The following is a 13615-nucleotide window of genomic DNA, read 5'->3' on the forward strand; positions in this document are numbered from 1 at the left end:
AACCTCCTTACGAATTTAAGTGTTCTTTCACAGACTCGACATCTTTATCGCCACGACCGGATAGGCAGATGACGATCGTTTCATCTTTGTTCATCTCTTTTGCTAGTTTAATAGTTTCTGCAACTGCATGAGAGCTTTCTAATGCTGGTATGATTCCTTCAGATCGAGATAATAGTTGAAAAGCCTCTAATGCTTCATCGTCAGTAATTGCACTATATTTAACACGTTCGATATCTTTTAAATGACTATGTTCAGGGCCGACGCCAGGGTAATCAAGACCAGCAGAGATGGAACTTGCTTCTTCAATTTGACCTAACTCATCTTGAAGTAAATACATCATAGACCCGTGTAAAATGCCGACTGAACCTTTTGTTAAAGTTGCTGCGTGCTCACTAGTGTCAATTCCTTTACCAGCAGCTTCAACACCAAATAACTGTACATCACGATCTTCTACGAACGGATAAAACATCCCAAGGGCGTTACTTCCTCCGCCAACGCATGCAACGACAGCATTTGGTAGTGTTCCTTCAGCTTCAAAGTGTTGGCGCTTTGTTTCCGTTCCAATGACACTTTGAAAGTCACGCACCATTTTCGGAAATGGGTGAGGGCCTAAGACAGAACCCATAATATAATGCGTGTCTTCTACATTGGTTACCCAATATCGTAAAGCTTCATTTACAGCATCTTTTAACGTTGCGCTACCTTGGTCAACAGATTCGACTGTTGCACCAAGTAGTTCCATGCGAAAGACGTTGAGTTTTTGTCTTTTAATATCTTCAGCCCCCATGAAGATGACGCAATCTAAATTGAGTAAGGCACAAACTGTGGCTGTTGCAACACCATGCTGGCCTGCTCCTGTTTCTGCAACGACTTTGCGTTTCCCCATACGTTCAGCTAACAAAGCTTGCCCGATCGTATTATTAATTTTGTGTGCGCCTGTATGGTTTAAGTCTTCGCGTTTTAAATAAATTTTTGCTCCGCCTACTTCATTTGTTAAGTTTTCCGCAAAGTATAACGGATTTTCACGACCGATGTATTGTTTTAACATCTCTTGATAGCGAGCGTTAAAGGCTGAGTCTTGAATCGCTTCATTATATGATTCTTCTAGTTCATGAACGGCCGTCATTAATGTTTCGGGAATGAAGCGGCCGCCATACTGACCGAACATTCCATATGCGTTAGGTTCACTATAATTCATTATGAAGTCTCCTTTACAGTTTTAATAAATGATTGAATGAGGTTTATATTTTTTTGACCTTCTAACTCAACGCCACTAGATACGTCGACGACTTGTGGGTTTGTTTGATCAATCGCTAACTTAACGTTTTCTTGATTGAGTCCTCCTGCTAAGATGAAACGGTCTTGATCGAAAGGGAGTTCTTCAACTAAGAACCAATCAAACGTCGTCCCGTTACCGCCATGATATGGACCTGTTGCACTATCCAATAGTAAATAATCAGCATCGTTGTATTGTGTCGTTGCCTTCAAATCCTCTTCATTACGGATGCGAAAAGATTTTATATACGGGATTGTTAATTGCTCGCAAAACTCAGGTGTCTCATCTCCATGTAGTTGAACATAATCAAGACCTACTGTTTTAGCGGTCTGTTCGAGTTCTTCTAGTGAAGCGTTGACGAACACGCCCACTTTTTTCACGTGTGTTGGAATTTGAGAAGAGATGTGTTTCGCTTTCTCAACAGTGACTTGCCTTTTGCTCTCAGCAAATACGAATCCGAGAAAGTCTGCACCAGCGTTAACAGCTTCATTGGCGTGGGTCGTATGTTTTATACCGCAAATTTTTACTTGTGTCATTTCGTCACCTCCTAGACGATCAGTTGTTGTAATGCATCTGATACGTTGTCTGATCTCATGAGCGTTTCACCAACGAGAATGCCGTTTGCTCCAGCTTGGGAAACGCGCTTAGCATCTTCACTTGTTTTAATCCCGCTCTCGCTAATGATCATGACATTAGGATCCTCAATTTGAGAGGCTAGCCGTTCTGTAACAGCTAAATCTGTTTTGAACGTTTTTAAATCACGGTTGTTAATGCCGATTATTTTAGCGCCTAAAGCTGTAGCCACTTTTAGTTCTTCTTCGTTATGCACTTCGAACAACACTTCTAGACCAGATGTAAGTGCATAGTTGTATAAAGCTTTAAGCTGCTCTTTTGGTAGGGCAGCTGCAATGAGTAGAATGACATTAGCCCCAGCTCGCTTTGCTCGGTCGATTTGGATTGTATCGATGATGAAATCTTTGCATAAAACCGGAAGTTGAACAGTCTCTCTCACTTGCTTTAAATCTTCAATTGTTCCTTTAAAAAAAGGCTGGTCGGTTAATACAGAAATGGCTGTAGCTCCACTTTGTTCATACAACTTGGCTTGTTCTGGTGGCTCCATTCCGACATTAATGTCACCTTTTGAAGGAGAAGCACGTTTGATCTCTGCAATAATCGACAGTTGATTCGACTGGCGGAGTGAGTCATATAAAGGTGTGATGTTTTCGTTCAAACTAGCCTCTTCGTCTAATAAGGGTTGTGATTTTAACAGTTCTACTTCTTCTCGTTTATGGTCTAAAATTCGATCTAAAATAGTGCCCATTACGAAATCTCCTTTACGTTTCTCTTTTCACTATAATTAATTAAGTGGTTCAGTTTTTCTAGTGCACGACCTGATTGAATAGTTTCGCGTGCTAGCGCAACACCTTCTTGAATTGAGTTTGCAATACCAGAAGAAAATAAACCAATCCCAGCATTAAATAGTGTTGTTTCATAATAAGCGCCTTCTTTTCCAGATAATACGTCACGCAATATTTGTGCATTTTCCTTTGCGTCTCCACCGGTAATGTCTGTGTTGGAATAAGTGTTTAATCCTACGTCTTCTGGAGTTAGTGTAAAAGGAATTAGTTCACCTTCTTCTAATAAAACGAAATGGTTCTCACCAGCAAGTGAGGCTTCATCCATATATCCTGCTCCGTTGACGACGATACTTCTTTTACGCCCAAGCCGTTGTAATACAGCAGCCATTTTCATTAATTGATCGCGACGGTAGACACCTAAAAACTGTGTGTCTAACGCAACAGGGTTCGTTAGTGGACCGATTAAATTAAAGATTGTTGGGACGTTTAAATCTTTTCTAACTTTCATAATGCGTTTCAATCGATGGTGTACATATGGCGCAAACAAAAATGCAACACCATTTGTTTCGATTAATTGCTCAACTTCATCACTCGTAAAATCAAGAGCAACACCGAGTTCTTCTAGTACATCAGCACTTCCTGTACGACTGGAGACGCTACGGTTTCCGTGTTTGGCAACTTTAGCCCCTGCCCCTGCTAATACAAAGGCAGACGTTGTACTTATATTAAAAGTTTGTAAGCCGTCTCCACCTGTTCCGCAATTGTCCATGACACCGTTCAAATCTTTCTTGATAGGCATCGCTTTTTCACGTAGCACTTCTACAATAGCTGCAATTTCTTCTACAGATTCACCTCTAACTTTTAAGGCGGTGAGAACAGAAGCGATTTCACTGTCAGAGATCTCTTCACTAAATAAATGGTGTGCAACTGAAGTCATCTCTTGTTGAGTTAACCTGTTTCCTTCAACCAATTTTTGAAGAAGTTTCATTGTCATTCACCTCTCGCGTTTTATTTAAAAACTGTTTTAAAATTTGTTTGCCTTCATTTGTCCCGATAGACTCAGGATGAAATTGAATTCCAAACAGCGGGAATGTTTGATGCTCTATAGCCATTAGTTCACCGTCATCCATAGATGTGGCTCTTCGTTTGAAATAAGGTGGTAATGTTTGTTCGTCTATCACTAGTGAGTGGTAACGCATCACTTGTAATGGTTGACTTAAGTAAGCAAACAAGCCATTGCCTTTGTGTAAAATTAACGATTTCTTACCGTGCATAATGACACTCGACAGTTTCACGTTAGCTCCAAATGTTGCACCAATTATTTGATGACCTAAGCAAATGCCTAAAATAGGGATTTGTTTGTGGAGTTCATTAACGAGCTGAATCGATTTCTGATAATCTTCAGGCTTCCCAGGTCCAGGGGAAAGGACGATTCCTGTAATATTCATACTTCTTACTTGTGACAGTTCAAATTCCTCCGGTCGCCTTACTTCAACTGAATGACCTAACTCTTCGATATATTGGTAAATGTTATAAGTGAATGAATCATAATGGTCGATTAGTAAGATCAATTTAATTCACCTCCATAAGTGTTTTAGCTTTGTTTAATGTTTCTTCATACTCACTTTCTGGAATTGAGTCAAAGACAACACCAGCTCCTGCTTGCACATGCGCTAGTTGATCTTTTAGTATCATAGTTCGGATCGCTAAGGCGAAGTCGAAGTTACCGTTAATCGATAAATATCCAGCAGCACCTGAATACGGACCGCGTTTAGTTGGTTCTAAGTTGTTGATGATTTGCATTGCTCTAATTTTCGGTGCACCACTCACCGTTCCTGCTGGTAGACATGCTTTTAATGCATCAAGAGGCGTTACACTTTTATCTAATACCCCAGTTACTTCAGAGACGATATGCATTACGAAGCGGTATCGTTCGATGACCATATATTTTGTCAGTTCAATAGTTCCAGGTTGAGCCACTCGACCAATATCATTTCTTCCTAAATCGACTAACATTTGGTGTTCGGCTATTTCTTTTTCATCAGTTAATAGCTCATTTTCAAGCTTTAGATCTTCTTCTCTTGTATGACCTCTTTTGCGTGTTCCTGCAATTGGATTGGTCGTTACTTCGTTGTCTCGAACTTTAACTAAGCTTTCAGGTGAAGCGCCTAAGATGTGATAGTCATCGAAATCAATGAAATACATGTAAGGTGATGGGTTATTCTTTCTTAGTTGCCGGTAATAACTAAATGGATCACCTTCGTATTCGGCTGTTAACCGTTGTGATAATACCGCTTGAAATATTTCTCCTTCGTTGATTTGATCTTTTATTTGTTGAACTTTGTTTAAATATTCTTTTTTAGGGATATTTGATTTAAATGCTCCCAATGTAAAAGGCTGTTTGTTTATTGGTGTTGGTTTATTAATTTGATTAATCAACTGTTTCATTTCCGTTTCTAAATTAACCTTTTCATTTGTAATCCACTGGTCAAATATGAAGCAGTGGATGTTTTGTAATAGGTGATCATATACAATGACTTTTTCATAAAACATAAAATGAATATCAGGCATATTTAGATCATCATGCTGTCCGAATCCGATTGGTTCAAATTGTTTGGCAATGTCGTATGCAATATATCCAACTCCACCTGACATGAAAGGAATATCAAAAGGTAAAGTAAGTCCTTCTTTAACTAGTTCAGATAAGGACTGTATCGGATCTCCATGATTCGTACTGATTTCATTTGTTTGTAAATTGGTTTCAGTAATTTCTTCTCCAAAAGCTTTAAACTCGTAATAAGGGTTTTCACCGATCAATGAATAACGTCCAGTCTTTTCGTGTTTAAGTGAACTTTCCAACAAAAACTTTTTTTCTCCATTAAGTTTCTGGAAAATAGAAATAGGTGTATGTTGATCACCCTCTATAATTTCGTGTTTATATTGAACCATATGTTTAACCTCCTTAATTTGGGTATAAAAAAAGTCCCCTGCACACACAATTTGTGTATACAGAGGACGATTCGATCGCGGTACCACCTCTATTGAAAAGCATACAGTATATACTTTCCCTCTCATTGTTTCAGGTACGGGAAGAGCTTGAATTCTAAAAGGGGAAGACGTTTCAACTATAGCCCTTCCGATACCCTATCCTGTTAACGGTGGAAGTCCGAGTTGCCATACTGCGGTTCAGGCAACCTCTCGTAAGTCCATTCAACGATGTTGTTCACGCTAACTTCTCAGCACCGTTAGCTCTCTGTAATGACTTAACATTCGTCTACTCCTCTTACTCAACGATTTATTTTATTAATTTTATGGTTTTGTGAAAATAAAAAAGGGCCTTCTGTCCTTAAATTTCTAAGGACGGAAGACCCGTGGTGCCACCTTAATTGACTGGAAGATCCAGTCCGCTTAGCGCGTATCGAAGCTTAATGCTTGAATACGTGTCTCTTGTAACGATGAGACGTTCGCCAACCTTAGTAGTCGCTAGACGTTCGGTTGGAGGCTCAGAAGTCCATTCATTTAGTTCATTACACTAGTTCACAGCAACCACTAGCTCTCTGAAGTAACTGACTAAACTACTTCTCTTCATCAATGCCAATCCGTTTTAAGATTTGATACTTATCTTATGCTATCACTTTATGTTTTGTCAACCTTTATTATTCAAAAAATGAAACATAAGCCTAGAAAATTAGTCTGATTGTGTTTCCCAATTAATTCGTTTAGCATAATTTATAATAGGGAATATGTTATCTAGTAAAGTTTAAATGGAGGAGCATATGTTTCAAGTATTTAACAATAGCCTAAATGATTTTAGAAAAACTTATCCTAAACATATTACGTTCGCTTTAATATACACGGTTTTAACAAGTGTTCTTTTTATGCCGATTATTTCGTTTATTTTCAATAGAATATTAATGTTGATTGGTGCACCGACAGTTATTAATCATGATGTATATAGTATCGCATTAAGTTATTCTGGTGCTATCGCTCTAACTGTTGTTGGGTTAATGGTTTTTGCCTTAATATTTATAGAGTTTGGTGTTTTTATCGTTTTAGCTCAACAACATTTTTTCAATCAGTCGATTACTTTAGCTAACGCTTTTTTAACAGCTGTATCGAAAACGCCAAAGTTGATTAGTGTCAGTATTTTACCGTTAATAATGGTACTATTTTTACTTGTGCCGTTTGTGGAGACACCAATTGATCGGGTCGTTTATGACTTAAATATGGATATATTATATTCAGGACATTTATCGTTGTCTTATTTATCTATTGCGGTTTACTTTGGACTGTTAGTGCTTGTACTTTACATTATTTTAAGGTGGATCTTCGCGATTCATTATATCGTCATTGAAGGCTTAAATGTAAGAAAAGCAATTAAACAAAGTATGCGTTTAACAAAAGGAAATAAGAAGTCTGTATTAGTAAATGTAATTGCTATTAACTTGTTGATTTTCGCATTAAGTACATTGTTAATTTACCTTATATCACTAATTCCATCTGGCATGGTAGGCACGATTATTGGCGACTTAATTGAGCATTATTTAGTTACAATCTCAACTGTTATTGCTGCACTATCCACTTTAGTGTTAGTACCGATTAATATGATTATTTTAACGAGGTTGTTTTACCAATTTAAACAAGACTATGACGAAGTAACAGATAAATTAAAAGTTGTTGAAAGTAAAAAGCTTGCAAAGACAGAACGTAAAGCGTTTAAGTTCTTTAAAAGTAAACGTTATTTAGTCGTGCTGTTGTTAATTGTATACGTTACAGGGGTATTTGCTTATAACCAAACAGTGAGCGGGAATTTAGTGTACTTAGATTGGAGTGTAGAGGTTGCATCCCATCGTGGCGATTCAGTCAATGCACCGGAGAACTCGATGAGTGGTGTTCAGTCTGCTATTGAGAAGGGGATTAACGTCATTGAGATTGATATCCAGTTAACAGAAGACGGTGTCGCTGTGTTGCACCATGATATGAGCTTAATGCGGATGGCAGGTGAACCAGAGCGAATAAGTGAATTAACATACGAAGAATTGTCTGAGCTTGAGATTGGATCTTCGTATTCTGAAGAGTATGCTGGTGAGCCGATCCCGAAACTAGAAGATGTGATTGAAGTTGCCCAAGAAGCGGGTGTTCGACTTTTATTAGATTTGAAGCCGGATGATAATGAAGCAGAACTAGCACAGGAAATTGTACGTTTAATAGAAGAATATGAAGCGGAAAATGACTTCTACGCGATGGCATTTAATAACCAAGTCTTAAGAGAAATCCGCGCATTAAACGAAGATATTGAAATTGGTCAAATTTTGTTTACCGCAGTTGGTGATTTATCTCGTTTAGATGTGGATTTTTATACGGTACACCAAACGATGTTATCAGAAAGTTTAGTTGAAGAAGCTCGTCAAGATGGGCGAGGGGTATGGGTCTGGTCAACGAATATCGACCGGACGGCAAACCAAATTTTACAGTATGATGTCGATGGGATCATTACGAAAACACCAGATGTCGTGTTAAGGATGTTTGAGCTTAGAGAGTAGAAAGAGGCTGTATAATCAGCCTCTTTTTTTTCTTTACAAAAACATTTAAAAAAGTTAATATATAATCAAATCGTAATCGTTACGATTTGAAGTGAGAGGGGGGGAGACTTTGTATAAATGGATCATCATCGGAGGGGGAATTCAAGGGTGCACAGTAGCAACACACCTAATTAGGCAAGGCAAAGTAGATACCAAAGACTTACTTATAATTGATTCCTATGGAAAGCCCATGTCTCGATGGCGAGAATTAACTTCAAAGATTGAAATGCCTTTTTTACGGTCACCCTCTGTTCATCAAATAGATACAAATCCCTTTAGCTTACAGCATTATGCTAAGAAGTATAGTGATAAAAGTTTTTATGGTAAATATAAGAGGCCAGCGTTGGAACTTTTTAACCAACACTCAGATTATGTATTACATAGCTGTTCCATATTAGATTCGTGGCATGAAGGAGAGGTTTGTGAAGTAAAAAAAGAAGGAACTAGTTGGTGTGTTAGAACTAAAGATGGTGAGGTCTTCAACTCTAATAATTTAGTCATTGCCGTTGGGTCAAACCATGACTTACACATTCCTAATTGGGCTAAAAGTTATGAAAATGTTCATCATGTTTTCAGTCCCAGTATTACGGATTTAAGTGAATTAAGGCCACCAGTCACTGTAGTGGGTGGTGGAATTAGCGCTGCGCATTCAGTCATAAAGCTTGCGAAAATTTTTCCTGGTCAAGTCACATTACTTAAACGGAACTCTTTCAAAATTCATTTATTTGATAGTGATCCTGGTTGGCTTGGACCGAAATACTTGAACAGGTTCAACAAAGAAAAAGAGTTAACAAAGCGGAGAGAAATCATAACTAGCGCGAGGCACAAAGGGTCGATTCCAAGAGATTTATATTTTACTCTTTTATCATTGGAGAAAAAAGGGCAAATGTCTATAGTGACTGATCAAGTAAAAAGCCTAAGTTGTAAAGATGATCAAAAGGTTAACTTATTATTAGAAAGTAATCGAACAGTGGAAGCATCTTCAGTATTGCTTGCGACTGGTTTCAAACAAGGACTACCCAATCAAAAATGGTTATCTCGATTAATTACTGAAGAAAATTTGCCTTGTGCTCAATGTGGATTTCCTATTACTAATCAATTGGAATGGTGTTCACACTTATTTGTTACGGGGTCATTAGCTGAATTGGAAATTGGCCCTATTGCTAAAAATATATCTGGAGCACGAAAGGCAGCACAAATTATTGCAAATTCAAATTAGATAAAGAAGGTGATGACAATGGATAAACGTATTCCTGTTACTGTACTAAGTGGTTACTTAGGGTCGGGTAAAACGACATTATTAAATCAAATATTAAAAAACACTGATTGTCTAAAAGTGGCAGTCATTGTAAACGATATGAGTGAAATAAATATTGATGCCAGCCTTATTAAGAATGCCTCTTATTCAGCAACTGAAGAGAAGTTAGTAGAGCTTCAAAATGGTTGTATATGCTGTACACTACGTGAAGATTTAATGGTTGAAGTCGAGAAAATCGCAAAAAAAGGTGATATTGATTACATTGTGATAGAATCATCCGGGATATCAGAGCCAATCCCAGTGGCTCAAACTTTCACATATATTGATGAAGAATTGTCGATTAATTTATCGAGTTTTTGTCGTTTGGATACGATGGTAACTGTAGTGGATGGTAATAGGTTTTGGGAAGACTTCGCATCTGGTGAATCACTTTTAGAACGTCAAGAGGCGGTCTCAGATGATGATACTCGAGAAGTCGTAGATTTATTAATTGATCAAGTAGAGTTTGCAGATGTTCTAATATTGAATAAGGTAGATCTGTTAGAAGACGTTGATATTGAAGAATTAAAACGTGTACTCTTAAAACTAAACCCTGAGTCTAAAATATTAACTTCATCTTTTGCACAGGTTGAATTGAATGAGGTGTTGAATACAAATTCTTTTGACTTTGAGAAAGCTAGTCAAGCGGCGGGATGGATTAAAGAGTTGAATGAAGAACATGTCCCTGAAACTGAGGAATATGGAATCTCTTCTTTTGTTTATAAAAGTAAAAGGCCCTTTCACCCCAAGCGTCTTATGGATTTTTTAGAAAGTTGGCCACAAGATGTGATTAGAGCAAAAGGTTTCTTTTGGTTATCTTCTCGAAACGATGTTGCAGGTTTGTTATCACAAGCAGGTACGTCTCTAATGATTGAATCAGCAGGCGAATGGGTGTCTGCATATCCAGAAGAGGAGCAAAAAGCTATACTTGAAGAAGAGCCAGAAATAAAGGAAAAGTGGGATGAACTCCATGGTGATAGAATGACGGAACTCGTCTTAATAGGATTAGAAATGGATGAGAATCAGGTGAGGTCGATGCTTGATCAAGCATTATTAACGGATGACGAAATGCAAGCAGATTGGTCCAAGTTTGAAGATCCATTGCCAGAGTATGTATAAAAAGATTGCGCTTTGAATAGCGCAATCTTTTTTAGTTAATTTCTCTTCCGAAAATGTTTAGGTAGCCAAAGTAGTACGACATAAATACTGTAAGGAAAAGCGCTCCAACCATACTTCCGAAAAATACCCAATCACGCCTGCGAACTTTCATTTCATGATAGTGGGTGCGGTTACGGTCTCCTGTGAACCCTTTTGATTCCATCGCATTCGCCACACGTTCAGCTTTGCGAATGGCATTAGCTAATAACGGAATAGAATATCTCTTAAACTGTTGGAGCCTTCCTTTAATCCCTTTAGCACGACCAACACCACGTATTCGATGGGCTTGGCGTAAAATTTCAAGCTCGTGTTTGAAAGTAGGGAGGAAGCGGTATCCAGCTAAAACACCATAAGTTATTTTGGGTGGAAGTTTGAGTTGTTGCATTAAACTAAGCATTAATTTTGTTGAATCTGTCGTTAAAATGAACAGCAATGATAATGCGATAAAACATAACGATCTTAATGCTAAGCTAATCGATACCATTAAAGCTTCCGTCGTCACTTGAAAATACCAAAATTCAAATAAAATAGCTCCACCTTGGAACGATTCACTCGTATATAGCATTCGCGTCCAACTGAAAGACACGATGAACAAAACAAACGGCGAGAAAATGAGTAACCATCGTTTTAGTGATATATCAGTAAAAGCGAAAGTAACGAGAATAATAAAGATCAAATATACAAGTGGTGTAAAAATGTCGAACATTAAACCGAGTAAGACACCAGGAACTAAAATGGCTCCAGCCTTTACTGTAGGATTAATAGACGAGATCATATGTCTCACCTACTTCTTGCCCGTGCCGAAGACGGTCTGGTAGTCGTAACCTCGCGCGTTCTAGAAGCGCATCTTGTTTCCACAATTGGTGTGGATGGCCTTCAAAAGCCACTTGTTGATCGTTAATGACATAAACTTGATCACAATACAAATCGACTAAGTCCATGTCATGGGTTACAAACACAATTGTTGTTCCTTTAGCTTGAAGATCTTTTACAATCGTCATTAATTCATCTGTCGTTTGTGCATCTTGCCCAAAGGTTGGCTCGTCAAAAAGCAATAAATCGGGTGTTTCATCTAACATCGTCGCAACACTTAGTCGACGCTTTTGACCGCCACTTAAAGCAAAAGGGTTGCTCCATTTATGGGCACTTAACTGAAAGTTTTGAAGCAATTGTTCAGTCCGTTCTTTTATGACATCTTCACTATATCCGTTTAACGTCATCCCAAATGATACTTCGTCATAAGTCGTATCGGTGATGAATTGATGTTCAGGATTTTGAAAGACAAATCCCATATGCTGTCTAAGTTTTTGCTCTTTCCATTTTTGTAAGGAATGCCCTAGAAAGGTGATGTTCCCCTTTTTAGGCTTTAAAATACCAGCCATGAGTTGGAGTAACGTTGATTTACCTGCACCATTTTCACCAACTATAGCGATCATTTCACCTTTATTTAACGTCATATTAATGCTGTTTAAAATTAACGTCTTTTTACGACTAAAGCTAAGGTCATTAATAACCATGCTAGCTTCGGATGTTTCATTCTTTACTTCATTTTGAGGTTGTAACATCTGCTTTTGATAAACTTTAGGAATGAAAAGTCCTTCATTTTCAATTAATGTTTTGTTTGTTGTAAAAAGTGATTTTGGTGAATCATCAGCTACTAACTGTCCTTGTTTATTTAAGACGAGCACACGGTCAGTGAAGGTTAACCAATCATCAGCTTTATGCTCGATAATGAAGATCGATTTTTGAGTCTCGAGTTTTAAGTCTTTGATTAAATTAACAAACACTAAGCTAGATACGGGATCTAGGTTCGCTGTTGGTTCATCTAAAATAATCAGTTCAGGGTCTAACAATAGAACAGAAGCAAGGGCGACCTTCTGTTTTTGACCACCTGAAAGCTCATGAATGTTGTGATACTTGTAATCGATCATCCCGATCGTTTCTAATACTTGATCAATCTTAGGCGCGATTTCTTCTCTTGGTGTTTGAATATTTTCTAATGTGAAAGCTAACTCATTCTCAACTGTGATCATACAAAATTGACTCTCAGGATCTTGGAAAACAATGCCGACGTTTTGGTTAAGTTCACCTTTCTCAAAGTCTTTAATGTTATTACCTTTGAAGAAGATGTCCCCTGATGCGACACCTTCTACTGCCTCAGGATATAAACCATTTAAACATAATGAGATCGTCGATTTGCCTGAGCCACTTGATCCCATTAGTAAAACTGTTTCATCTTTATTAATGTTGAAACTGACTTCAGAGACTAATGGTTCATTTAATTGTTCATAATCGAAAGAGAATTGATCCACTTCTATCAGTGGTTTAAGCTGCGTCATTTCTTTCACGTTTCTTTTGCAGCTCCTTCCCTAATGCATAGCCACGAAGCACGCCGGTTTTAGCTAATTGGTCACTAATCCATTTACCTAGTAAGCCAGCTAATAGAGCACCACTGATTATTCTAATGATGAACATGACAGCTACTAATCCTATAGCATACGCGAAAAAGCCAGACTGATAGAAGTGCCATACGAAACTGAATACAGCGGCAAACACACCAGCTGCTATTAAGACGCGTAAACGGTAGTCACGCCATTTCGTTACTGCAAAGGCGAATTCAGCTCCTAAACCTTGAATCGCTGCTGAAATAATTAACATTGGACCAGCAGGGCTACCGATTAAAACTTGAACCGTACCAGCAATTAATTCTGAAGTAAATGCTGCACCTGGTTTTCGGATAATATAAGCTGCGATAATGGATACGATAAACCAAATACCAAAAATGAACTCATACCCAAGTGGACCTAAACCAAATGGTGTAAGAAAACCGACTAAACCTTGCCCAACACCATATGCTAAAAGGTAAATAACAGCAAAGACTACCCCTAGAATGGAAAGTAAAACAATTTCTTTAAGATGCCATTTATTTGTCATACTGAACCTC

General features: G+C 38.0%; 12 protein-coding genes and 2 other annotated features. Of the genes, 3 read left to right on the forward strand and 9 right to left on the reverse strand.

The features are described 5' to 3' along the window. Positions 1-7 precede the first annotated feature (7 nt). Genes trpB through trpE form a run of 6 tightly spaced genes read right to left on the reverse strand, consistent with a single transcriptional unit; the run spans position 8 to position 5583 of the window. The gene (gene trpB, locus AHA02nite_RS08925) at positions 8-1198 is read right to left on the reverse strand and encodes a tryptophan synthase subunit beta (protein ID WP_146816466.1); all 1191 of its coding nucleotides are present in this window, start codon (positions 1196-1198) and stop codon (positions 8-10) included. Then, the gene (locus AHA02nite_RS08930) at positions 1198-1812 is read right to left on the reverse strand and encodes a phosphoribosylanthranilate isomerase (RefSeq protein WP_146816468.1); all 615 of its coding nucleotides are present in this window, start codon (positions 1810-1812) and stop codon (positions 1198-1200) included. The genes trpB and AHA02nite_RS08930 overlap by 1 nt, the downstream gene beginning before the upstream one ends. Positions 1813-1823: 11 nt before the next feature. After that, positions 1824-2597, reverse strand: a complete 774-nt coding sequence (gene trpC, locus AHA02nite_RS08935) for an indole-3-glycerol phosphate synthase TrpC (protein ID WP_146816469.1) — start codon at positions 2595-2597, stop codon at positions 1824-1826. After that, positions 2597-3622 carry an anthranilate phosphoribosyltransferase gene (gene trpD, locus AHA02nite_RS08940; protein ID WP_146816471.1) on the reverse strand — a complete coding sequence of 342 codons (1026 nt, stop codon included), beginning with the start codon at positions 3620-3622 and terminating at the stop codon, positions 2597-2599. The genes trpC and trpD overlap by 1 nt, the downstream gene beginning before the upstream one ends. Beyond that, positions 3597-4205: an anthranilate synthase component II gene (locus AHA02nite_RS08945; RefSeq protein WP_146816473.1), complete on the reverse strand. Its 609-nt coding sequence runs from the start codon at positions 4203-4205 to the stop codon at positions 3597-3599. Before AHA02nite_RS08945 ends, trpD begins: the two co-directional genes overlap by 26 nt. 1 nt (position 4206) lies before the next feature. After that, complete coding sequence (trpE, locus tag AHA02nite_RS08950; RefSeq protein WP_146816475.1) at positions 4207-5583, reverse strand: anthranilate synthase component I; 1377 nt, start codon at positions 5581-5583, stop codon at positions 4207-4209. Between the two features lie 59 nt (positions 5584-5642). Further along, positions 5643-5934, reverse strand: a binding site (T-box leader). 53 nt (positions 5935-5987) lie between these two features. After that, positions 5988-6235: a binding site (T-box leader), on the reverse strand. A gap of 175 nt (positions 6236-6410) precedes the next feature. On the opposite strand from trpE, the gene AHA02nite_RS08955 reads away from it, so the two are divergent. From AHA02nite_RS08955 to AHA02nite_RS08965, 3 genes are all read left to right on the forward strand, one after another. After that, positions 6411-8177, forward strand: coding sequence for a glycerophosphoryl diester phosphodiesterase membrane domain-containing protein (locus AHA02nite_RS08955; protein ID WP_170236033.1), 1767 nt, complete (start codon positions 6411-6413; stop codon positions 8175-8177). Positions 8178-8286: 109 nt separating this feature from the next. Then, positions 8287-9435, forward strand: a complete 1149-nt coding sequence (locus AHA02nite_RS08960; protein WP_170236034.1) for an FAD/NAD(P)-binding protein — start codon at positions 8287-8289, stop codon at positions 9433-9435. An 18-nt stretch (positions 9436-9453) separates the two neighbouring features. Continuing rightward, entirely contained in the window at positions 9454-10632 is a 1179-nt protein-coding gene (locus AHA02nite_RS08965; RefSeq protein ID WP_146816481.1) for a GTP-binding protein, read from the forward strand. 31 nt (positions 10633-10663) lie between these two features. Here AHA02nite_RS08965 and AHA02nite_RS08970 read toward each other — a convergent pair whose 3' ends face one another. From AHA02nite_RS08970 to AHA02nite_RS08980, 3 genes are read right to left on the reverse strand one after another with little or no spacing between them, the layout of a single operon-like run. Then, positions 10664-11446, reverse strand: a complete 783-nt coding sequence (locus AHA02nite_RS08970) for an energy-coupling factor transporter transmembrane component T family protein (RefSeq protein WP_146816483.1) — start codon at positions 11444-11446, stop codon at positions 10664-10666. Beyond that, entirely contained in the window at positions 11430-13010 is a 1581-nt protein-coding gene (locus tag AHA02nite_RS08975) for an ABC transporter ATP-binding protein (protein ID WP_146816659.1), read from the reverse strand. Before AHA02nite_RS08975 ends, AHA02nite_RS08970 begins: the two co-directional genes overlap by 17 nt. Beyond that, on the reverse strand, positions 12997-13605 hold the full coding sequence (locus tag AHA02nite_RS08980; RefSeq protein ID WP_146816485.1) for an ECF transporter S component: 609 nt from the start codon (positions 13603-13605) through the stop codon (positions 12997-12999). Before AHA02nite_RS08980 ends, AHA02nite_RS08975 begins: the two co-directional genes overlap by 14 nt. Positions 13606-13615 lie beyond the last annotated feature (10 nt).

The organism is Alkalibacillus haloalkaliphilus, from assembly GCF_007991275.1.
Lineage (GTDB): Bacteria > Bacillota > Bacilli > Bacillales > Alkalibacillaceae > Alkalibacillus > Alkalibacillus haloalkaliphilus.